The sequence below is a fragment of the Nonomuraea jabiensis genome (assembly GCF_014204795.1).
In the GTDB taxonomy this organism is placed as follows: domain Bacteria; phylum Actinomycetota; class Actinomycetes; order Streptosporangiales; family Streptosporangiaceae; genus Nonomuraea; species Nonomuraea jabiensis.
The window spans coordinates 1710204-1730148 of record NZ_JACHMB010000001.1 but is presented as its reverse complement, the minus strand read 5'-3'; the positions used below and the strand labels follow the sequence as shown (position 1 = coordinate 1730148).

At 71.6% G+C, this 19945-nt stretch carries 21 protein-coding genes; 9 read left to right on the top strand and 12 right to left on the bottom strand.

The annotated features are described in order from the left end of the window. Nucleotides 1–13 precede the first annotated feature (13 nt). Both HD596_RS63580 and HD596_RS07400 read right to left on the bottom strand, forming a co-directional pair. A complete protein-coding gene (locus HD596_RS63580; protein WP_185068560.1) occupies nucleotides 14–1813 on the bottom strand; it encodes a serine/threonine-protein kinase in 1800 nt (599 codons plus the stop codon). Nucleotides 1814–1848: 35 nt separating this feature from the next. After that, a complete protein-coding gene (locus tag HD596_RS07400) occupies nucleotides 1849–2958 on the bottom strand; it encodes a serine/threonine-protein kinase (RefSeq protein WP_185068559.1) in 1110 nt (369 codons plus the stop codon). A 723-nt stretch (nucleotides 2959–3681) separates the two neighbouring features. Between HD596_RS07400 and HD596_RS07395 the strand changes: the two genes are divergently transcribed. Then, entirely contained in the window at nucleotides 3682–3870 is a 189-nt protein-coding gene (locus tag HD596_RS07395) for a DUF5999 family protein (protein ID WP_185068558.1), read from the top strand. A 163-nt stretch (nucleotides 3871–4033) separates the two neighbouring features. On the opposite strand, the gene HD596_RS07390 is transcribed toward HD596_RS07395, so the two are convergent. Both HD596_RS07390 and HD596_RS07385 read right to left on the bottom strand, forming a co-directional pair. Further along, nucleotides 4034–5686: a fumarate hydratase gene (locus HD596_RS07390; RefSeq protein ID WP_185068557.1), complete on the bottom strand. Its 1653-nt coding sequence runs from the start codon at nucleotides 5684–5686 to the stop codon at nucleotides 4034–4036. Nucleotides 5687–5712: 26 nt separating this feature from the next. Next, nucleotides 5713–6591: a DMT family transporter gene (locus tag HD596_RS07385; protein WP_185068556.1), complete on the bottom strand. Its 879-nt coding sequence runs from the start codon at nucleotides 6589–6591 to the stop codon at nucleotides 5713–5715. A gap of 68 nt (nucleotides 6592–6659) precedes the next feature. On the opposite strand from HD596_RS07385, the gene pdxR reads away from it, so the two are divergent. Together pdxR and HD596_RS07375 are read left to right on the top strand one after the other, a co-directional pair. Continuing rightward, nucleotides 6660–8066 carry a MocR-like pyridoxine biosynthesis transcription factor PdxR gene (gene pdxR / locus HD596_RS07380; RefSeq protein WP_185068555.1) on the top strand — a complete coding sequence of 469 codons (1407 nt, stop codon included), beginning with the start codon at nucleotides 6660–6662 and terminating at the stop codon, nucleotides 8064–8066. A 49-nt stretch (nucleotides 8067–8115) separates the two neighbouring features. Then, the gene (locus tag HD596_RS07375; RefSeq protein WP_185068554.1) at nucleotides 8116–9054 is read left to right on the top strand and encodes a Gfo/Idh/MocA family protein; all 939 of its coding nucleotides are present in this window, start codon (nucleotides 8116–8118) and stop codon (nucleotides 9052–9054) included. Between the two features lie 4 nt (nucleotides 9055–9058). Here the strand turns inward: HD596_RS07375 and HD596_RS07370 are convergent, their stop codons facing one another. Genes HD596_RS07370 through HD596_RS07360 form a run of 3 tightly spaced genes read right to left on the bottom strand, consistent with a single transcriptional unit; the run spans nucleotide 9059 to nucleotide 11738 of the window. Further along, nucleotides 9059–10231, bottom strand: coding sequence for an MFS transporter (locus HD596_RS07370; protein ID WP_185068553.1), 1173 nt, complete (start codon nucleotides 10229–10231; stop codon nucleotides 9059–9061). 39 nt (nucleotides 10232–10270) lie between these two features. Further along, on the bottom strand, nucleotides 10271–10966 hold the full coding sequence (locus tag HD596_RS07365; protein ID WP_185068552.1) for a DUF998 domain-containing protein: 696 nt from the start codon (nucleotides 10964–10966) through the stop codon (nucleotides 10271–10273). Between the two features lie 52 nt (nucleotides 10967–11018). Continuing rightward, the gene (locus tag HD596_RS07360) at nucleotides 11019–11738 is read right to left on the bottom strand and encodes an SDR family oxidoreductase (RefSeq protein WP_185068551.1); all 720 of its coding nucleotides are present in this window, start codon (nucleotides 11736–11738) and stop codon (nucleotides 11019–11021) included. 74 nt (nucleotides 11739–11812) lie between these two features. Here HD596_RS07360 and HD596_RS07355 point away from each other — a divergent pair, with 74 nt between their 5' ends. Together HD596_RS07355 and HD596_RS07350 are read left to right on the top strand one after the other, a co-directional pair. Further along, nucleotides 11813–12364: a TetR/AcrR family transcriptional regulator gene (locus tag HD596_RS07355; RefSeq protein ID WP_185068550.1), complete on the top strand. Its 552-nt coding sequence runs from the start codon at nucleotides 11813–11815 to the stop codon at nucleotides 12362–12364. A 74-nt stretch (nucleotides 12365–12438) separates the two neighbouring features. Further along, nucleotides 12439–13089, top strand: a complete 651-nt coding sequence (locus HD596_RS07350; protein WP_185068549.1) for a DUF1707 SHOCT-like domain-containing protein — start codon at nucleotides 12439–12441, stop codon at nucleotides 13087–13089. 4 nt (nucleotides 13090–13093) lie between these two features. Here the strand turns inward: HD596_RS07350 and glpX are convergent, their stop codons facing one another. After that, nucleotides 13094–14128, bottom strand: a complete 1035-nt coding sequence (gene glpX / locus HD596_RS07345) for a class II fructose-bisphosphatase (protein WP_185068548.1) — start codon at nucleotides 14126–14128, stop codon at nucleotides 13094–13096. A 240-nt stretch (nucleotides 14129–14368) separates the two neighbouring features. On the opposite strand from glpX, the gene HD596_RS07340 reads away from it, so the two are divergent. From HD596_RS07340 to HD596_RS07330, 3 genes are read left to right on the top strand one after another with little or no spacing between them, the layout of a single operon-like run. After that, a complete protein-coding gene (locus tag HD596_RS07340) occupies nucleotides 14369–14977 on the top strand; it encodes a TetR/AcrR family transcriptional regulator (RefSeq protein ID WP_185068547.1) in 609 nt (202 codons plus the stop codon). An 11-nt stretch (nucleotides 14978–14988) separates the two neighbouring features. After that, nucleotides 14989–15519 (top strand): DUF4245 domain-containing protein, encoded by a 531-nt coding sequence (locus HD596_RS07335; protein ID WP_185068546.1) that lies wholly within the window; start codon nucleotides 14989–14991, stop codon nucleotides 15517–15519. A 19-nt stretch (nucleotides 15520–15538) separates the two neighbouring features. Then, entirely contained in the window at nucleotides 15539–15808 is a 270-nt protein-coding gene (locus tag HD596_RS07330; protein WP_185068545.1) for an exodeoxyribonuclease VII small subunit, read from the top strand. A gap of 15 nt (nucleotides 15809–15823) precedes the next feature. On the opposite strand, the gene HD596_RS07325 is transcribed toward HD596_RS07330, so the two are convergent. From HD596_RS07325 to HD596_RS07315, 3 genes are all read right to left on the bottom strand, one after another. Further along, nucleotides 15824–15994 carry a hypothetical protein gene (locus HD596_RS07325; RefSeq protein WP_185068544.1) on the bottom strand — a complete coding sequence of 57 codons (171 nt, stop codon included), beginning with the start codon at nucleotides 15992–15994 and terminating at the stop codon, nucleotides 15824–15826. A gap of 119 nt (nucleotides 15995–16113) precedes the next feature. Next, complete coding sequence (gene xseA, locus HD596_RS07320) at nucleotides 16114–17337, bottom strand: exodeoxyribonuclease VII large subunit (RefSeq protein WP_185068543.1); 1224 nt, start codon at nucleotides 17335–17337, stop codon at nucleotides 16114–16116. A 27-nt stretch (nucleotides 17338–17364) separates the two neighbouring features. Continuing rightward, a complete protein-coding gene (locus HD596_RS07315; protein WP_185068542.1) occupies nucleotides 17365–18375 on the bottom strand; it encodes a hypothetical protein in 1011 nt (336 codons plus the stop codon). A 100-nt stretch (nucleotides 18376–18475) separates the two neighbouring features. On the opposite strand from HD596_RS07315, the gene HD596_RS07310 reads away from it, so the two are divergent. Next, nucleotides 18476–19441 (top strand): 4-hydroxy-3-methylbut-2-enyl diphosphate reductase, encoded by a 966-nt coding sequence (locus tag HD596_RS07310; RefSeq protein ID WP_185068541.1) that lies wholly within the window; start codon nucleotides 18476–18478, stop codon nucleotides 19439–19441. Here the strand turns inward: HD596_RS07310 and HD596_RS07305 are convergent. Next, nucleotides 19438–19944, bottom strand: coding sequence for a DUF6542 domain-containing protein (locus tag HD596_RS07305; RefSeq protein WP_185068540.1), 507 nt, complete (start codon nucleotides 19942–19944; stop codon nucleotides 19438–19440). The genes HD596_RS07310 and HD596_RS07305 overlap by 4 nt on opposite strands. Nucleotide 19945: the final 1 nt, after the last annotated feature.

Below are 19945 nucleotides of genomic sequence, written 5' to 3'. Positions count from 1 at the left end.
GCCGCGGCGCGGGTCAGCTGGAGAACAGCGCGACGATGAGTACGGCGATCACCACGGCGGCCGCGGCGGCCACCGCCATGAGCACCAGCATGCCGTTGCGGTTGCCCGAGGGCTGCTCCGGCTGCCCGGCGATGGCGAACAGGTCGGTCCCCAGGCCCTTGCCCTGCTGCGGGACCTGCTGGCCCCCCGGCGCGGGCGGCTGCTGCTGGGGGCCCGGCTGCTGGGGGCCCGGTTGCTGGGGGGCGGGCTGCCGGCCCGCGGGCGGCGTGGTGGGCGGGTAGACCTGCTGGCCGGGGGCGGGCGGGAGCTGGATGCGCGTGGTGACGACCGCGCCCTCGTCGCCGGGCCCCTGCGGCGGCCTGGCCTGCTCCGGAGCCGGCGGGAACGGGCCCTTGGGGCGCTGGACGCTGACCGTCCGCTCGGGGTCGAACCCCTGGTCAGGGGATCCTTGGGGGCCGGACTGCGGCTGGCGCTGAGGCGCGGCGTTGCGCGGCACGGTGGGCGTGCCCGGGCTCGTCATCGGCCCGTGCGGCCCCGACGCCGGCCCCCGGCCCGGGTTTCCTGGCACCGGACCGCCCGGCGCGCCGACGGGCCCCCTGGGCGCCTGCGCGCCCGGACCCTGGCCCTGCCCGGCGGGACCCTGCCCGATGGGGCCCTGTCCGGCGGGACCCTGTTTGGCGGGGCCCTGCCCGATGGGGCCCTGTTTGGCGGGGCCCTGTCCGGCGGGGCCCGGGGTCCAGGGCGCCTGGCCGCCGGGAGCGCCCGCGCCTCCCGGCCCGTACGGCGCGGGGCCCGCGGGCCCGGCCTGGGGGACCGGGGCCTTCTGCGCCGGGTTCTGCTGCGCCGGACGCTGCTGGGCCGGATTCTTCTGGGCCGGATTCTTCTGGGCCGGGTTCGTCTGGGCCGGATTCTTCCGGGCGGCGAACGGGTCGGGCAAAGCGGCCTCCTGCGCCATGAGAGCCTCAGCCGTGATCGCCGGCATTTCGCTCGTGGGGGTGTCGGCGACCATGCGCAGCAGGGTCTCCGCCTTGGCAGCGTTGAGGCGCTGCCGGTAGTCCTTGTTCAGCAGCCCGTTCAGCACGGGCCGCAGCTGGCCCGCCTGCGTGGGCGGGTCGGCGCTCTCGGTGAGCAGCGCCGCCAGCGTCTCCGCGATCGTGGCCCGCTCGTACGCCGGGCGCCCCTCGACGGCGAAGTAGAGCGTCGCCCCGAGCGACCAGATGTCCGACTCGGGACCGGTGTACTCGCCCCTGGCACGTTCCGGGGCCGTGTAGCCGGGGGAGCCGATCACCATGCCCGTCTTCGTCAGCCGCGAGTCGCCCTCGGCCTTGGCGATGCCGAAGTCGGTGAGCACCACGCGCCCGCTCTCCGTGATGAGCACGTTGCCCGGCTTGACGTCGCGGTGGGTGATCCCCTGGGCGTGCGCGGCGCGCAGCGCCCCGAGCAGGTCCACGCCGATCTCCGCCACGAGCCGCGGCGGCAGCGGCCCCTCCTCGTCGATCACCTGCTCCAGCGACCGGGCCTCGATGAGCTCCATGATGATCCACGGGCTGTCGTCCTGGATCAGGACGTCGTGGATGGACGCCACCGAGGGATGGTTGATCCGCGCGGCGATGCGGCCCTCGCGGACCATGCGTTCGCGCAGCTCGGCCCGCTGTTCCTCGGTGAGTCCCGGGTCCTGGCGGATTTCCTTGACCGCCACCTCACGCCCGAGCGCGCGGTCGCGGGCGCGCCACACCGTGCCCATCGTGCCCCGGCCGAGCGGGGCTATGAGCTCGTAGCGCTCCGCGAGCAGGCGTGTCTGCTGTTCCGGCATGAGAAGAAGATATCGATTCTCGCTTGGGAAGTGCTTTACCCTCGCTTGCGAAGTTCTCTTGGCCAGAACCGCCGAGGAAGGCACAACTTTATCACCGTCGCTTTGAAACGGGCATAAGCGGACGGCGCCGGCCGCGCTTCGCCGCGCTTCCTGTGCACGCCCTCACCGGGTTTGCGCTCTTGCCTGGGCACCGGGACAGACAGCGCTGTCGTGGAGACGTCGGCCCTGTGGAGCCCGCGATGCGCGGGCCTGCGTGTGAAAGACGACGAGTTGATCGTCGGCCCGGAACGTACGGGCTTGCGCGGCGCCAGCGGCTCCTCGGCCGAGCCCCCGGCGGCGACCCTGGCCAGCATGAGCGAGGCCCGTACGGAGTCGAGCCTGGTCGCGGGGTCGATCCTGAGCAGCGCGTCAAGCACGGGGGCCAGCGGCCCGGCCTTGGTCATCGGGATCGGCTCGCCACTGGTCAGCGCCGCGAGCGCGGCGGCGGCCGTACGGCGCCCGTGCAGGCCCCTGCCCTCGACGGCGGTGTAGAGGGTCGCGCCGAGCGACCACAGATCGCCCGCCGGGCTGGCCTTCGAGCCCAGCACCCGCTCTGGAGCGATGTATCCCGCGGAGCCCAGGACGATGCCCGCCTGGGTGATGGAAACGTCACCTTCCAGCGCGGCCAGACCGAAGTCGGTGAGCACCGCGCGGTCCTCGGTCACCAGCACGTTGCTCGGCTTGACGTCGCGGTGGAGGATCCCCTTGGCGTGGACGGCGCGCAGCGCCCCGAGGATCTGCCGGCCGATCTCGGCGGCCCGGCGCGGGTGGAGCGGTCCCTGCTCCTGGATGAGCTGTTCCAGGGACTTGGCCCGCAGCAGCTCCATCACGATCCACGGCCGGTCGTCCTCGGTGACCACGTCGAAGACGGTGATGACCGAGGGGTGCGCGACCATCGCGGTCGCCCGCCCCTCGCGCTCGGTGCGCGCGCACAGCTCGGCGCGCAGCTCCTCGTCGAGCACGTTGGGCAGGCGAACTTCCTTGACCGCCACGTCGCGGTCGAGCAACTCGTCATGTGCCCGCCAAACGGTGCCCATGCCGCCGCGTCCGACCGGCTCCACAAGCCGGTAGCGCGCGGCGAGTAGGTAACCGGAGGGCGCACGCATGCCTGGCAGCTTACCTATTTGTGTAAACCGACCAGTAGAGGCGCGGCCGATAAATTGTTGCGAACTTAAGTCAACCCGCCTGACTCGTGACGTCAGCAAACCTCCTGGCCACATCGGCCCAGTTGATGAGGCCCCGCAGTTTCTCGGCGCAGTCCGGGCGGACGTTCCGATACCGAGGGTAGTCGGCCGCGCTCCCGGGGAGGCGCTGCCGTCTCTTGGCAATGTCGAGGGAGTCAGATTGGTCCCGCCGCGCGCACGGCCTTACCCACGGTCCGCACGGGCCTGCCGTACCGGCTTTCCTGAACGCGTTTGCGCAGCTCGGCGGTGAGGTGTGTCGTGCGGCACACTCCCGGCCCCGTTAAATGTGCATGATGCAAGGCAGGGGACTTTCAGGTGTACGGCAGGCTGACGGACAGGAACTGAGGGGCCCCGTCAGCGACTTGTAAGGGTCCCGTAAGGGGGCGGGGGCATGGTACAGCCATGAGAGAGGGAGTTCTCCCACAGGCCCGCAAAGTGTCGGTGCCCGGCGTCAGAATGAGGGCGAACACCAAGGTTCCACCACTAACGACAGGCCGTTGAAGGACGTGATGAAGATGCGCCAGACCCAGGTTCGCACCCGGCCGAAGAAACCGAGCGGGACCGCTCTGGACCTTCGCACGCCGTCGGGGCGCACGTTGCCCTTTTGAAAGCCATGAATCAGGAGCGCCATCTGAGAGGTGCGAGATGTGCAGTCACTACCCCGCTTGCCCGAGTGCCGATTCACCCGACCGTGAAGCCTCGCACGTGATCGCGGCCCACCCCGACCAGGGCTGGAGCCTGCTCTGCAACGGCGTCGTGCTGTTCGAGGACACCGGTCTGCTGCTGCCCGACGGCACCGTCGTGGCGCCGCACCGGGCCCCGGTGGCCGCCTGAGCCGGCACTTCCGAGGAGAAGCCCGCGCCGCCACCCCCAACGCACCGCCTCCGGGCCGCGACTCCCGCGCCTGGTCCGTTCCCGTCCGCCGCCCGAGCCGCCGTGCCCCGCCCCACCGGCGGTCGGCCGTGCCGGTGGGTGGGGCCTCACGGGGATCAGGCGGTCAGCGGCGGCCGATCGTCAGCACGGGGCCGGTGCGGTCGGTGAAGAAGTCGTCGCCCTTGTCGTCCACCACGATGAACGCCGGGAAGTCCGCGACCTCGATCTTCCACACCGCCTCCATCCCCAGCTCGGGATACTCCAGCACCTCGACCTTCTTGATGCAGTCCTGCGCCAGCCGCGCCGCGGGCCCGCCGATGGAGCCGAGGTAGAACCCGCCGTGCTTCTGGCAGGCCTCGGTGACCTGCTTCGACCGGTTGCCCTTGGCCAGCATGACCATGGAGCCGCCGGCCGCCTGGAAGCGCTCCACGTACGAGTCCATCCGCCCGGCGGTCGTCGGCCCGAACGAGCCCGACGCGTACCCCTCAGGGGTCTTGGCCGGCCCGGCGTAGTAGACGGCGTGGTCCTTCAGGTACTGGGGCATCTCGCCGCCGTTGTCCAGCAGCTCCGCGATCTTGGCGTGGGCGATGTCGCGGGCGACCACGAGGGGGCCGGTGAGGGAGAGGCGGGTCTTGACGGGATATTTCGTGAGCTCGGCGAGGATCTCGGGCATGGGACGGTTGAGGTTGATCTGGACGACGTCGTCCGAGAGGTGCTCGTCCGTCGTCTCCGGGAGGAACCGCGCCGGGTCCGTCTCCAGCTTCTCCAGGAAGACGCCCTCAGGGGTGATCTTGGCCAGCGCCTGGCGGTCGGCCGAGCAGGAGACCGCGATGGCCACCGGGCAGGAGGCCCCGTGCCGGGGCAGGCGGATGACACGCACGTCGTGGCAGAAGTACTTGCCGCCGAACTGCGCCCCGATCCCCAGCTTCTGCGTCAGCTCGAAGACCTTGGCCTCCATCTCCAGGTCGCGGAACCCGTGCCCGGACGCCGACCCCTCCGTGGGGATCGAGTCGAGGTAGCGGGCGCTGGCGTACTTGGCGGTCTTCAGCGCGTACTCGGCGGAGGTGCCGCCCACCACGACGGCCAGGTGGTACGGCGGGCAGGCCGCGGTGCCGAGCGAGCGGATCTTCTCCTCCAGGAAGGCCATCATGCGCTTCTCGTTGAGCACGGCCTTGGTCTCCTGGTACAGGAACGACTTGTTGGCCGAGCCGCCGCCCTTGGCCATGAACAGCAGCTTGTACTCGTCCGGGTGGCCGTGCGGGTCCTCGGCGTACAGCTCGATCTGGGCGGGGAGGTTGTTGCCGGTGTTCTTCTCGTCCCACATGTTCAGGGGGGCCATCTGCGAGTAACGCAGGTTGAGCTTGGTGTACGCGTCGTACACGCCCCGGGAGATGTGCTCGGAGTCGAGCCCGTCGGTCAGCACGTGACGCCCGCGCTTGCCCATGACGATCGCGGTGCCGGTGTCCTGGCACATGGGCAGGACGCCCCCGGCGGAGATGGAGGCGTTCTTGAGCAGGTCGAGCGCCACGAAGCGGTCGTTGCCGCTCGACTCGGGGTCGTCGACGATCTTCCGGAGCTGGGCGAGGTGCGAGGCCCGCAGGAAGTGGGAGATGTCGTGGATGGCCGTCTCGGTCAGCAGCCGCAGGGCCTCCGGCTCGACCTCGAGGAACGTACGCCCGGCCGCCTCGACCTTCCGCACCCCCTCCGATGTGATCAGCCGATACTCGGTCTCATCGGCTCCCAGCGGCAGCAGGTCGGTGTAGTCGAACTCGCCCATGTCCATCCTTTCGGTCCCCCAAGAGATTACGCGCCTCCGGGAGATCCCACTTCGGTGACCGCCCGCGACCGTCCGGCGGTCAGGCCGACCAGGATGCCGGCGATCACCAGGCCCGCGCCCAGCAGGTCGTACGCGGTCGGCATCGCCACGCCGAGCACCGCCCCCGTCACGATCGCGCCCACCGGGATGATCCCCGCGAAGAGCCCGGCCCGGCCGGGGCCCAGCTTGGGCAGCGAGCTGTACCAGAGGAAGAACGCCACCACGGTGACCACGGTCGCCAGGTACGCGAACCCGAGCGCCTCCGCCCACGTCGGCGGCCGGAACATCGCGGCGCCCTCGTGTGCCAGCCCGATCACGGCCAGCAGCGGCACGGCCAGCGCCGTCGAGTAGGCCGACACCCTGATCGCCCCCAGCCGCGGCAGCAGCGGGATGGCCAGCATGGAGAAGCACACCTCGCCCACGAGCGCCCCCAGCGCCCACAGCAGGCCGGGCAGGTTGCCGCTGCCGAGCCCCGTGGCCAGCGTCGCCCCGGCCACCACCACGCAGGCCCCGGCCAGCAGCCGCGGCGCGGGCCGCCCGCCGGCCAGCGCCAGGGCCAGCGGCACGGTGCCGAGCACGGTCCCGACCAGGGCCGGCCCGGCGGCGCTGGTCGACTCGATCACGCAGACGTTGAAGATGACCAGGCCGAACAGGGTGAGGCCGGCGAGGCAGAGCAGCTCGCGCGGCGTGAGGCGGACGAACCGCAAGCCGAGCGCCCGCGTTATGGCAAGCAGGATGACCGACGCCACGAGATACCGAACGGCCTGCCCGCCGTATATGGGATAGCCGTCCACCAGTCCCGACACCCCGGCCAGCGTTCCGACGAGGAACATGGCCGAGGCCGCACCCACGATGCCGTTTCTCATGCGAAGGATGCTAGGGAGACAATGGTTCGCGTAAACAGTCCAATGTCCCGCCGGAAGACAGGACCAATATGGCCGACCTCCATATCCAGATAAATCGCGATAAGGGGGGAATCGCCGGGCAGATCGCCTCCGAGCTGCGCGACTCGATCAGGGGCGGCCGGCTGACGCCGGGCACCCGCCTGCCCGCGACCCGCGACCTCGCCACCGACCTCCAGGTCTCCAGGGGCGTGGTGGTGGAGGCGTACGAGCAGCTCGTCGCCGAGGGCTTCCTGGTGTCGCGGGTGGGCGTCGGCACCCAGGTCACCCCCAAGACCGCGCCCCGGGCCGCCCCGCGGCAGAAGACGCCTCCCCGGCCCAGGCCGGTGCCCCGCGCGTCGAGCGCCCCCGTGTGCGGGCCGTACTACGGTCATCGCCCCACCTCTCCCGACCTCAGCCACTTCCCCCGCGAGCGCTGGCTCGCCGCCGTCAGGCACGTCCTGACCACCGTACCCTCGGAAGCCTTCGATTACGGGGACCCTGGCGGGGTGCCTGAGCTGCGAGAAGAGCTGGCAGGCTATCTGCGGCGGGTCAGGGCGGCGGACGTGCGGCCCGAGAATCTCGTCATCGTCGGCGGCGTGGCGCAGGGCCTGAGCCTGGTGCTGCACGTGCTGAGCCGGCAGCGGCCGATCCGGCTCGCCGTCGAGGACCCGACGAGCCACCGCCAGGTCCCGCTGCTGCGGCGCGCGGGCGCGCACCTGGTGCCGGTGCCCGTGGACGAGGAGGGCCTGCAGGTGCGGAAGCTGAGCGGCGACGCCGTCCTGGTCACCCCGGCGCACCAGTACCCGACCGGCGTGGTGCTCTCGCCGCCGCGCCGGGCCGCCCTCATGGAGTGGGCGTACGCGGGCGACCGGGTCATCCTGGAGGACGACTACGACGCCGAGTTCCGCTTCGACCGCGACCCCGTCGGCTGCCTCCAGGGCCTGGCCCCCGACCGGGTGATCCTGTCGGGCAGCGTCAGCAAGGCCCTGGCGCCGGGGCTGCGGCTCGGCTGGGTGGCGGCGCCCCCCGACCTGGCGGAGGCCGTCCGCCGGGCGCGGGGCGAGCTGGACCTGGGCTCGCCGGTCGTCGAGCAGTACGCGCTGGCGCACTTCATGCGTACCGGCGGCTACGACAGGCACCTGCGCAGGATGCGCCGCGAATACCGCCGCCGCAGGGACGCCCTGGTCCGGGCGCTGGCCCAGGAGCTGCCGGACGTGCGGGTCAAGGGCATCGACGCGGGCCTGCACGTCTACCTGGAGCTGCCGGCCGGCTGGGACGAGCTGGAGAGCGTGCGCGTCGCGCAGGAGCTGGGCCTGTCCACCGAGCCCGTGGGGCCGATGCGCGAGTCGGCGGGGCCGGCGGCCGTGGTGGTGGGGTTCGCGCGGCTGCCGGCGCACAAGGCGCTGGACGCCGTACGAGGCTTGAAAGTAAGAATGTCAGGACAAAATGTTGACTGAGGTAGAAGGGCTCGCTTAGAAAGAAAGCCCGATCGAGATTGGAGCCGTCATGCGTGTGGGACTGCTGGGTCTGGGCCGGATCGGAGCCTTTCACGCCGCGACCCTGGCCACGCATCCGCTGGTGGACGAGCTGATCGTGGCCGATCCCGTGCGTACGTCGCCGTACGGCAGGCCGGGGGACCCGTTCGAGTCGGACGCCGTGGTCATCGCGACCCCGACCGGCACCCACGCCGAGCTCATCGTCAAGGCGTGCGAGAAGGGCATCCCGGTCTTCTGCGAGAAGCCGGTCGCGGGCACCGTGGACGAGACCGTCAAGGTGCTGGAGGCCAGCGCGGGCAACCGGGTGCAGATCGGGTTCCAGCGCAGGTTCGACCCCGGTTACGCGGCGGCGGCGGCCGCGCTGCGCGCCGGCGAGCTGGGGGAGCTGCACCGGGTCCACCTCGTCACCGCCGATCCCGCGCCGCCGCCCGCCGCGTACATCGCCACCTCCGGCGGCGTCTTCCGCGACTGCCACATCCACGACTTCGACATCCTGCGCTGGGTGACCGGCCGCGAGGTGGTCTCCGTGTACGCGACCGGCGCCAACCGCGGCGCCGCGTTCTTCGCCGAGGCGGGCGACGTGGACAACAGCGCCGCGCTGCTCACCCTGGACGACGGCACGCTGGTCACCCTGCAGGGCTCCCGCTACAACGGCGGCGGCTACGACGTGCGCATGGAGCTGGCCGGCACTCGGCGCACCCAGGCCGTCGGCCTGAGCCCGCGCGCCCCGCTGCACTCGGCCGAGGGCACGCCGAGCCCGCGGGATCCCTGGCCCGATTTCGTCACCCGCTTCGAGACCGCCTACCGCGACGAGATCGACGGCTTCCTGACCAGCGAGAAGAGCCTCTGCACGATCGAGGACGCATTGGAGGCGCTGTACGTGGCCGAGGCCGCCGACCTGTCGCTCCGCGAGCGCCGTACCGTCGAGGTCGCCGAAGTGCGGCGGTGAGGCCTCAGGCGGCCGACGGGTTGGGAGCCTGGCGCCTGGGCTCGAAGCCCGGGGCGAGCGCGATGATGACGGCGGCCAGCACGAGCGGCGCGGCGAACGCCCACCGCAGGCCCGCCGCGTCCGCGATGCCGCCCACCAGGGCCGTGCCCACGACGAAGCCGATGTAGTTGAAGAGGTTCACCCGGGCGATGGCCACCCCGGTCCCGGCCGGGTCGAGCTTGCCCGCCGCCGAGAACGACTGCGGCGCCACCACCGACAGCCCCACCCCGGTCAGGCCGAACGCGACGATGGCCAGCGGCTGGTTCGGGGCCACGACGACGCCGAGGAACCCCAGGGTGGCGATCAGGCCGCCGATCCTGACGATGGCCGCGGGCCCGTACCGCCGGACCGCGAGGTCGCCGCCGAGCCGGACGGCCAGCGTGGTCGCCTGGTAGGCGGCGTAGGCCAGCGGGATCACCTGCGGGCCCGCCGAGAGCACGTTCTTCATGAACAGGGTGTTGAAGCTCGACACGGCGGAGTCGCCGATGTACAGGAACCCCATGGCCAGGCAGAGCGGGATGATCGGCCGCCAGGGGAAGCGGCCCGCGGCGGCGACGGCGGGGGCGTCCTCGACCTTCTCCTCCTCCGGCGTGCACAGACCGCCTCCGAACACCAGCGAGCCCGCCAGCGCGAACACCATCGGGACCGACATGATCACCGGTAGCGGCAGGTCGGCGGCCACCGACGCCCATCCCGCCGCGAGCATGCTGAACACGCTCCACAGGCAGTGGAAGCCGTTCAGGACCTGCACGCCATATCTGCGCTCGACCGCCACGCCCTGCATGTTCATGCCCGCGTCCACCGCGCCCAACGCCACGCCGAACACCAGGAGCACCGGCACCAGCAGCGGCACGCTGGGCGCGAGCCCGACGAGCACGACGGCGAGCGCGACCGTGGGCTGGGCGACGCGCAGCAGCAGCCTGCTGCCGAACCGGGCGGCGAACGTGCCCGCCGCCACGCTGCCGACCCCCGCGAACACGGGCACGATCAGCAGCAGGAGCGTCAGCGCGCCCTCGTCGAGGCCGTGCTTGGTCTGCAGGCTGGCGACCTGGACGAGGAGCGAGGCGAAGGACAGGCCCTGTACGGCATAGACGGCGTACGTGGCGATGCGGGCCTGACGATCACGCGAGGACGGCACGACGGCCTCCTGATGGGGGGAGTCAAACGTGAGGCTGGGTCAGGTTAGCGGCCCGCCGCTCCGTTCCGCCAGCCCACCGGCCCCGGCGTCGACCAGCCGTCCGGTTTGCTCCGTCGTGTCCAGCCGCTTGGCGGCGGCCCAGACGCCGAGCGCGAGCAGGGCGGCCACCTCCGTGACGGCCATCCCGCGCTCCACCAGGCCGAGCGGCATGACGCGCCACCACGGCAGCCCGTTGCGCGCCCCGATGAACATGACCGCGGCGATGCCCGCCACCCACAGCACCGAGCAGATTCCGAGCCCGAAGGCCACCAGCGTGGCCCGCGACCGCTCGCGGTGCCGCCAGGGCCTGGCGATGATCACCGCAGCCAGCGGCAGGCTGAGGAAGGCGATGAAGCTGCCCACCCGGTGGATGCTCCCGCTCAGGCTCGGGCCGACCGACCAGTCGTGCTTCTCGAACCACGCCGTCATGAACAGCCCCACGCTCCACCCCATGAGCGCGATGGTGCCGAAGACCCCCGCCAGCCGCTGGCGGGCCAGCGACACCCCGATGGCCGCCGACCCGGCCGCGAGCAGCCCCACCGCCAGCCCGAAGATCCAGCCGTCGGGGCCCAGGCCGTGCTCGCTGATGGTCCGCCTGATCGGGTTCAGCTCGTCGAGGCTGGTCACTTCCAGGGCCAGGATCACCGCTATGCCCGCGCCCGCCACACCGAGACCCCACCGCGCCGGTTGATGCACGCGCACACCTCCCTTTTGCCGGGATCAACGGCGTGGAAGGGCTTGGGATTCCTCAGGCCTTGAGCCGCCCTCCTCCGTCCACGGTCAGCACGATGCCGGTCGTGTACGCGTTGCGCACCACGTACTCGATCGTGGCCGCCACGTCCTCGGGCCGGCCCACGCGCCGGACCGGCAGGCTCTCGGCGGCGCCCTCCATGAACGCGGCCCGCGCCTCGTCGCCGATCTCCGACCACCAGTCGGTGTCGATCACGCCGGGGGAGACGGCGTTCACCCTGATGGGGGCCAGCTCGACGGCCAGGCCGGGCACCGCGGCCTCGATCGCCCCGTTCACCGCCGCCAGCGTGGCGACGCCGGGCAGGGCCGCGCCCGCCGACGCCGCGGTCACGAAGGTGATCGAGCCCTCCGGGTTCAGCACGCCCAGCGCGGCCTGCGCGGTCAGCAGGTGCGCGACCAGCTTGTTCCGCCACGCTTCGGTCAGCCCCTCGGCGGTCAGCGAGCTCAGCGGGCCCGCGCCGCCGCGGCCCGTCACGGTGACGACCAGGTGGTCGACGGTGCCCAGCCCCTCGAAGAACGCCCGCATCGCCCCGGTGTCGCGCGCGTCCACGACCTGCCCACTCACTGGGCCCCGCGCCTGGTCGCCGAGCTGCTTCAACGCCGAACGCAGCCGCTCCTCCGAGCGGCCCGTGACGACCACCTCGGCGCCGCCCGCGGCCAGCCGGGCCGCCGCCGCCAGGCCGATGCCGGACGTGCCGCCGACGATCACTACTCGCATCTTCGTCGTCCTCTCATTACGAGACATCTTGCCTCGAATATAAACGAGGCATGGTGTCTTGTAAAGTGGGCGCCATGGTTGGCAGACCACGCAGCGAAGTGGCCAGGAAGGCGATCCTCCGGGCGGCGCTCGACCTGTGCGCCCGCGACGGGTACCAGAACGTGACCATGAAGGGCATCGCCCAGGTGGCGGGCAGTGGCCGGCAGACCGTCTACCGCTGGTGGCAGACCAAGGCGCAGGTCCTGCTGGAGGCCCTGACCGACGTCCTGGCCGAGGAGGTGCCGGAGCTGCCGGACACCGGCGACGCGCGGGCCGATCTGGTGACGTTCCTGGAGCAGACGTTCACGCTGGCGCGCGGGGTCGCGGGGCAGGTCGTCGTGGGGCTGATGGCCGACGCCCAGTCCGACGCCGAACTGGCCGCCGAGCTGCGGGCGAAGATCATAAATCCGCGCCGCGCCGCCCTGCGCGCGGTCCTGGCGCGCGGCGCCGTGCCGGATGACGTGGAGCTGGAGCTGGCCGTCGATCTCGTCTTCGGCGCGATGTGGTACCGGCTGCTCAACCGCCACGCCGAAGTGAATCAGGAACTGGCCGAGGAAATCGCCGGACTTCTGGCGCGCATCAACTGATTCCCGCGACTTACGGAGCGCACCTGCTGATTTGGCACGAGCGATTCTCGCGGGCGCCGGTTATCGTCGGATGTGTGAACGAACGCGCGCAATCGTGGCTGCCGAAACTGCAGGAAGTCGGAGAGCGGCTGGCCGAGGAGTGGGTGTCGGCCCGGCGGCCGCACGCGGCGAGCGACGTGCCGCCGCCCCACGAGCTCCGCGCGTCCGACGCCGATCGCGAACGCATCGCCCAGGTGCTGCAGGACGCGCACGCCGACGGCCGGATCACCCTCGACGAGCTCGAGGAACGGCTCGGCGTGCTCTACTCCGCGCGCACGCTGGGCGAGCTGGCCGCGCTCACCACCGACCTGCTGCCCGCCGACCAGCAGCCGCTCAACCTGGACGGCCGCCCCGTGTCGGCCATCTTCAAGCAGGAGCAGCGCGGCGGGCGCTGGGTCGTGCCCGCCGAGCTGGAGGTGACGGCCATGTTCGGCACCACCAAGCTGGACTTCCGCGACGCGATCCTGCAGAACCGGCAGATCATCATCAACGCCACCCTGGTCTTCGGCGGGCTGGAGATCCACGTGCCGGAGGGGCTCGAGGTGATCAGGGTCGCCAAGGGCAAGTCCGTACGGCTGACCAAGCAGCCGACCGAGCCCGGCGCCCCCGTCGTCGAGGTGCGCACCACGAACTTCGCGGGCGACGTGAAGGTCAAGGAGCCACCCCGCCGCAAGCGCCGCCGCTGAGCCCTCAGCCGGCCGTGTCGAAGTTGATCGCGCTGTAGGCGCGCAGCTTCCAGAGCTGGTGCTCGCTCTCGATCTTGCGGATGGTCCCCGACCGGCCGCGCATCACCAGCGACTCCGTCACCGCCGAGCCGGCGCGGAACCGTACGCCCTGCATGAGCTCGCCGTGCGTGATGCCGGTCGCCGCGAAGAACACGTCGTCGGACTTGACCAGGTCGTTCGTCGTGAGCACCTGGCTGAGGTCGTGCCCGGCGTTCACGGCCTTGGAACGCTCGGCGTCGTCGCGCGGCCAGAGCTTGCCCTGGATCACGCCGCCCAGGCACTTGAGCGCGCACGCGGCCACGATGCCCTCGGGCGTGCCGCCGATGCCCAGCAGCAGGTCGATGCCGGTGCCGCCGCGGGCCGCCATGATCGCGCCGGCCACGTCGCCGTCCGTGATGAACTTGATCCGCGCGCCCGCCTCCCTGATCTCCTTGACCAGCCCCTCGTGCCTGGGCCGGTCCAGCACGACCACGGTCACGTCGGAGGGCGAGCAGTGCTTGGCCCTGGCGACCGCGTTGATGTTGGCGGAAACGGGGGCCTCGATGTCGACCACGTCGGCCGCCTCGGGGCCCGTGACCAGCTTCTCCATGTAGAACACGGCCGACGGGTCGTACATCGAGCCCCGCTCGCTCACCGCGATCACCGACACCGCGTCGGGCATGCCCAACGCCGTCAGCCGGGTGCCGTCAATGGGATCCACGGCCACGTCGCAGTCGGGGCCGCTGCCGTCGCCCACCTGCTCACCGTTGAACAGCATCGGGGCGTGGTCCTTCTCGCCCTCGCCGATGACCACCACGCCGTTCATCGACACCGTGTTGATCAGCTGGCGCATGGCGTTCACCGCCGCGCCGTCGGCGCCGTTCTTGTCGCCCCGGCCGACCCACCGGGCCGCCGCCATCGCGGCCGCCTCCGTGACGCGCACCAACTCCAACGCCAGGTTGCGATCGGGGGCGTGCTCGCCCGTGGCGAGCGCGGGCGGTACGGAAGTCTGATCGGACATGATGGGCAGCCTCCTAAGGGGAATCTACGTCGATCGTAGTTGCCCCCTTCTTCCCGCCCAGAGGCGGATAATCTGCCCTTCTCCTGCCCGAGATGACCGCTTCCTCGCAGCAGGGACGGGTCGGGGGTGACATCGGTAAGCTTCGACACGGTTGCCCTGCCATCACGGAGAACGGATTTTGCGGCATACGGTGTGCGCGCCAAAGATCTTGCCTCCACCATGGAGCCTGGAGGAGATCGCATGAGCGAAGTGGAAAACGTGGCCGCCCAGCCGCGGACGTCCGAGCGCGGCGCCGCCACCCGCAGCTCGCTGCTCGCCGCCGCGAGGGAGGTCTTCGTCTCCAACGGGTTCGCCGAGGCGGGCGTGACCGACGTGGTGGCCAGGGCCGACGCCAGCGTGGGCAGCCTCTACCACCACTTCTCCGGCAAGGCCGACCTCTACCTGACGCTGTTCGAGGAGTTCCAGGCCCGGCAGACGCAGCGGACGAAGCAGGCCGCCCGCACGGCCCGCGCCGCCGGCGAGAGCGACCCGATGCGCGTGTTCATCAGCGCCGCCCGCGCCTACCTCGACGGGTGCCTGGAGGAGCGCGAGCTGGCCGACCTGTTCCTGCGCGGCGACGGTCCGCCCGGCTTCGACGTGGTCATGCGCGACCGGCTGCGCAAGTGGGCGCAGCTCAACGCGGCGCTGTTCGAGGACGAGGGCGCGCTGGTCGTGGTCGTCACGGGCGCGCTGGCCGCGGCCGTGTCCGAGGTCGTCCGCACGGGCGATCGCGCCCTGGCCGAGGAGGTGCTGGCGATCATCGGCCAGATCCGCCCGGCCACTTCGGCGACCGCCTCCTCCAGCGGGTAACCTCGCCAAGTGTGCGACGGTTCACCCAAGGTTTCTACGGTTACGCGGTAGCCCTGTTCGTCTGCCTCGCGGCGGCCGGGCTGTTCCTGCTGATCGCCCCGCAGAGCCGGGAGCAGCACATCCCGCGGCTCGACTACTCGATCACCGTCGCCAACTTCGGCCACGCGGTGCCGTACGGCGTCTGGGCGCCGAGCAAGGACCCGGCGGGCTGGGTCCCCAACAGCAACAAGATCGCCAAGGGCGAGAACGGCGCCCAGGTCCTCTTCCTCGGCTACGCCACCGCCAAGCGCGAGCACGCGATGTTCACGCAGAGCAACGAGCAGCCGGCGGCCGGGTTCGCCAGCCGCATGGCCAACTCCGACAAGGCCGTCGGCACCCAGCAGGTGGGCGAGGTCCAGTGGGAGCGGCGCTTCCGCGAGGACAAGAAGCAGCGCTCGCTCGTCCGTATGCTGCCGGAGGTGACGCTCGTGATCACCGGCACCGCCGACTGGCCGGAGCTCGCCGAACTCGCCTCCGTCCTGCAGCAGCGCCCCAAGGGCTGACGGGGCCGCCTGTTCTGCGATGTCGGCCGCCCCCTCTAGGGTGGTGGTCGTGGCAGGAGACGAGAAGGCGCCCTCATACGAGCAGGCCCGCGAGGAGCTGACCGAGGTGGTGCGCCGCCTGGAGACCGGCGGGCTCACCCTGGAGCAGTCCATCGAGCTGTGGGAGCGCGGCGAGAAGCTGGCGGCGGTCTGCGAGGAGTGGCTCCAGGGGGCCAGGGTCAAGCTCGCCGCCGCCATGGCGCGCCGCTCCGAGCCCTCGGCGGGCAACTCCGACGACGCGCCCTTCTGACGGCCTCTGGAGGGGTCAAGCGGTCTCGCGGGGGGCCGGCCAGCGGTAGCCGTGGCCGGTCGCCCGCACCCGGAAGCCCGCCGCCGAGAACTCGTCGCCCGCGCTCACCGGCGTGTACGCCAGCCCGTCCAGCTCCGCCCCCTCCGGAGCGAACACCGGAACCCGGGCCCCGAGCAGCCGCAGCACGTCCACATGATCGCTGTGTTCGGGGTGAGGAGCACCGCGTCGGCGCCGTCCAGGGCGGGACGGCTCGCTCCCTGGACGCGGCCGTGCGGCTCCTCGACCATCGCGACGCCCCGGATCGCTCACGTGTCCCCGGATTCGCCCGGGTCCTCCGCGCGTACGGTCAGGCGGTCGTCGCTCAGGCGGATCGTCAGCAGCGAGCCGGGGGAGACGTCCTTGGCCAGGCGTACGACCTCGCCCGACGGGTGCTGGACGATGGCGTACCCGCGCTCCAGCGTGGCCGCGGGGGACAGCGAGACCAGGCGGGCCCGCAGGTGGGTGAGATCGTCCGAGGCCCGGTCGAGCGAGCCGGCCAGCGAGCGCCTGGTCCGGTCGCGCAGCGACTCGACCTGCTCGGCCCGGCGCTCCAGCTCGCGCACCGGGTCGGCCAGCGAGGGGCGCGAGCGCACCGACGTCAGCCAGGACATCTCGCGGTCGAGCCAGCCGCTCACCACCCTGCGGCCCCGGTCGCGGAGCTGGCGCACCAGCGAGAGCTGCTCCCCGACGTCGGGCACGACCTTCTTGGCCGCGTCGGTCGGGGTGGACGCGCGCACGTCGGCCACCAGGTCGAGCAGCGGGCTGTCCTGCTCATGGCCGATCGCGCTCACCACGGGGGTGCGGCAGGCGGCCACCGAGCGTACGAGCGTCTCGTCGGAGAACGGCAGGAGGTCCTCCAGCGAGCCGCCGCCGCGGGCGATGACGATCACGTCGACCGAGGAGTCGGCGTCGAGCTTGCGCAGCGCCTCGGTCACCTCGCCCACCGCGTAGGGCCCCTGGACGGCCACCTCCTCGACCTTGAACCGCACGGCCGGCCAGCGCCTGCGGGAGTTTTCCAGCACGTCGCGCTCGGCCGCCGAGTCGCGGCCGCAGATGAGCCCGATCGTGCCGGGCAGGAACGGCAGCCGCCGCTTCCTGTCGGCGTTGAACAGCCCCTCGGTGGCCAGCAGCTGCCTGAGCCGCTCCAGCCGGGCCAGCAGCTCGCCCACGCCGACCGGACGGATCTCCAGCGCGGTGAAGGCGAACGAGCCCCTGTTGACCCAGAAGTCCGGCTTGACCTGCATCACGACCCTGGCGCCGTCGGCCGGCCTCGGCACGGCGGCCTCGTAGACCCCGCGCGGGGTGGTGACCTTGGCCGACACGTTGGCGACCGGGTCGCGCAGGGTCATGAACACCGTGCCGCCGCGCGCGCTCAGGTCGGTGATCTGGCCCTCCACCCAGACCGTGCCGAGTCTGCCGATCCAACCGCCCACCATCTGCAGGACCGTACGGATCGGCAGGGGAGACTCGGGTGAGGTCTTCTCGCTCATGGCGGAAGACTACGGGGTCGGTACGACCTACTCTCCGGCCTGCAGCTTCGCCAGGCGGTTCTCGAACATCCTGATCACCTCGGGCCGGGACTTCGTGGCCTTCTCGAAGGTGAGGAGGTCGCTGATCTGCTCGGCGGTCTTGCCGCGCATCCTGGCGCGCAGGGACGCGACGGTGAGCTCGGAGTAGCCGGGCAGCGGCTCGGTCAGGTCCACCGGGGCGGCGGCGACCGGCTCCGGCGCGGCGGCGGGCTCGGGGGCCCGGGCGGGCTCCGGGGCGGACGCCGGCTCCGGGGCCACGGTCGCCTCGGGGGCCGCGGCGGGCTCCTCGGTGGCGGCGGGCTTCTTGGTGGTCCTGCGGGTGCGCTTCGGCTTGGCCGCGACGGCCTCCTCCGCGACGGGCTCCGCCTTGGCGGCCTCGTCCTTGACGGCCTCCACCTTGGCGGCTTCCTCCGTGACGGGCTCCTCCACGACGGCGGCCTTGGGCTCGGCCTCCTCCACCACGGCGGCCTTGGGCTCGGGCTCGGCGGGCTTCTCCGTGACGGCGGGCTCGGCGGCGGCCTTCGGGGCCGTGGCGGGCTCCTCCGTGGCCACGGGCTTGGGCTCGTCCGCCGCGGCGGGCTTGGGCTCGGCGGCCGGGGCGGCGGTCTCGGGGTTGGCGGTGGCCGCCGACTCCGACTTGCCCGCCGGAGCGAAGATGACGGGGTCGGGCTTGGTCTTGGCGACACCGTTGGGCTCGGCGGCGCTGGGCCGCGGCGCGAAGATCACCGGCTCCTTGCGGGCCGGCTTGGCCTCCTCCGCGGCCGGAGCCGCGGCGACCTGCTCGGCGGCGGAGGGGCGCGAGTCCTTCGACTCCTCTTCCTCCTTGCTGCCGAGGCCCTTGATGGAGTTCTTCACCCGGTCCACGACCAGCAGGGCCTGCCCGGCCGCGCTGAGCGTCGTCTGGATGAACAGGAGCGGAAGATCCTTGGCCTTCTCCTTCAGCTCGTCCTTGTTGGTAACGGTCTTGGCGATGTTGCGTATCACGTCGCTGAGGGACATGACGTCTCCCTGGGAGGTCAGTAATGGACGGCCAGTCTGGCAAACCGCGGGCAACCACGCACGCGCAGGCCTGATGGCCGCTCCACGTAGCATAGAAAGTATGGAGCCGCAGACCCCCACTTCCCGCCGAGTACTCGTAGCCAAGCCGCGTGGCTACTGTGCCGGAGTCGATCGAGCCGTGGTAGCGGTCGAGAAGGCTCTGGAGCAGTACGGTGCGCCGATCTACGTACGCAAGCAGATCGTCCACAACACCCACGTCGTCAAGACGCTGGAGGCCAGGGGCGCCATCTTCGTGGAGGAGACCGAGGAGGTGCCCGAGGGCGAGATCGTGGTGTTCTCGGCCCACGGGGTGTCCCCGGCGGTGCACGACGAGGCGCGCCGACGCAGCCTGCGCACCATCGACGCCACCTGCCCGCTCGTCACCAAGGTGCACAACGAGGCCAGGCGGTTCGCCGGCCAGGACTACGACATCCTCCTGATCGGGCACGAGGGTCACGAGGAGGTCGAGGGCACCTCCGGTGAGGCCCCCGACCACATCCAGCTCGTGGACGGGCTCGACGCGGTCGACAAAGTCCAGGTCAAGGACCCGAGCAAGCTGGTCTGGCTGTCGCAGACCACGCTGTCGGTCGACGAGACCACCGAGACGGTCGCCCGGCTCAAGGAGCGCTTCCCCACGCTGATCGACCCGCCGAGCGACGACATCTGCTACGCCACGCAGAACCGGCAGGTCGCGGTCAAGGAGATCGCCGCCGAGGCGCAGCTGGTCATCGTGGTCGGCTCGGAAAACTCCTCCAACTCCAAGCGCCTGGTGGAGGTGGCCAAGGACTACGGGGCCGAGGCCTCCTACCTCGTCGACAACGCCACCTTCATCCGCGACGAGTGGCTGGAGGGCGTCACCACGGTCGGCGTGACCAGCGGCGCGTCCGTCCCGGAGGAGCTGGTCGACGAGGTGCTGGCGCGGCTGGCCCAGCACGGCTTCGACGACGTGACCCAGGTCGAGTCGGTGCAGGAGAGCATGCGCTTCGCCCTGCCCCACGAGCTGCGCAAGGACCTGCGGGTCTCCTAGTCGTCCCCGCGCGGCGTCCCGTAGACCTTGGGCTCGAAGTAGCCCTCCGGCTCGGGCACGAACGGCTGGCGCGGGCGCGGCACCTCCGCGCCCGCCTTCAGCTCCTCCCGCAGGTCGCGTACGTTGTCGCGGAGCCCGCGCCGCCACGCGACGCCCAGCACGACGGCCGAGCCCGCGAACAGCCACGGCGCGCCCTGCGTCAGCGACGTGTAGAGCCCCAGCGCCAGCGACTGCACGATCGACACCGAGCCGAACGCGCGGCCCAGCTCGACGAAGAGGGTGGCGCAGAAGAACACCAGCGGCGGCGTCACCACCAGCGACAGCAGCTCGCGCCGGTTGACCAGGAGCACGCCCAGCAGGCTCGACAGCACGAACGCCGCGCCCACGACGTACTGGATGTCGAGCACGGCCGCCAGCACGTAGCCCGCCAAGGTGGAGACCAGGGCGAGCGCGATGGCGCCGCGAGCGGTCAGCCTGACCGCGGAACGCCTCTTCTCACCCACT

Bases quoted from the DNA above. Each gene is read 5' to 3' on its own strand.
- xseA (WP_185068543.1), bottom strand. From the start codon at position 17,337: ATGAGCGAGAAGACCTCACCCGAGTCTCCCCTGCCGATCCGTACGGTC.
- HD596_RS07310 (WP_185068541.1), top strand. From the start codon at position 18,476: ATGGAGCCGCAGACCCCCACTTCCCGCCGAGTACTCGTAGCCAAGCCG.
- HD596_RS07395 (WP_185068558.1), top strand. From the start codon at position 3,682: ATGTGCAGTCACTACCCCGCTTGCCCGAGTGCCGATTCACCCGACCGT.
- HD596_RS07390 (WP_185068557.1), bottom strand. From the start codon at position 5,686: ATGGGCGAGTTCGACTACACCGACCTGCTGCCGCTGGGAGCCGATGAG.
- HD596_RS63580 (WP_185068560.1), bottom strand. From the start codon at position 1,813: ATGCCGGAACAGCAGACACGCCTGCTCGCGGAGCGCTACGAGCTCATA.
- HD596_RS07340 (WP_185068547.1), top strand. From the start codon at position 14,369: ATGAGCGAAGTGGAAAACGTGGCCGCCCAGCCGCGGACGTCCGAGCGC.
- glpX (WP_185068548.1), bottom strand. From the start codon at position 14,128: ATGTCCGATCAGACTTCCGTACCGCCCGCGCTCGCCACGGGCGAGCAC.
- HD596_RS07375 (WP_185068554.1), top strand. From the start codon at position 8,116: ATGCGTGTGGGACTGCTGGGTCTGGGCCGGATCGGAGCCTTTCACGCC.
- HD596_RS07355 (WP_185068550.1), top strand. From the start codon at position 11,813: ATGGTTGGCAGACCACGCAGCGAAGTGGCCAGGAAGGCGATCCTCCGG.
- HD596_RS07400 (WP_185068559.1), bottom strand. From the start codon at position 2,958: ATGCGTGCGCCCTCCGGTTACCTACTCGCCGCGCGCTACCGGCTTGTG.
- HD596_RS07330 (WP_185068545.1), top strand. From the start codon at position 15,539: ATGTCGGCCGCCCCCTCTAGGGTGGTGGTCGTGGCAGGAGACGAGAAG.
- pdxR (WP_185068555.1), top strand. From the start codon at position 6,660: ATGGCCGACCTCCATATCCAGATAAATCGCGATAAGGGGGGAATCGCC.
- HD596_RS07360 (WP_185068551.1), bottom strand. From the start codon at position 11,738: ATGCGAGTAGTGATCGTCGGCGGCACGTCCGGCATCGGCCTGGCGGCG.
- HD596_RS07385 (WP_185068556.1), bottom strand. From the start codon at position 6,591: ATGAGAAACGGCATCGTGGGTGCGGCCTCGGCCATGTTCCTCGTCGGA.
- HD596_RS07315 (WP_185068542.1), bottom strand. From the start codon at position 18,375: ATGTCCCTCAGCGACGTGATACGCAACATCGCCAAGACCGTTACCAAC.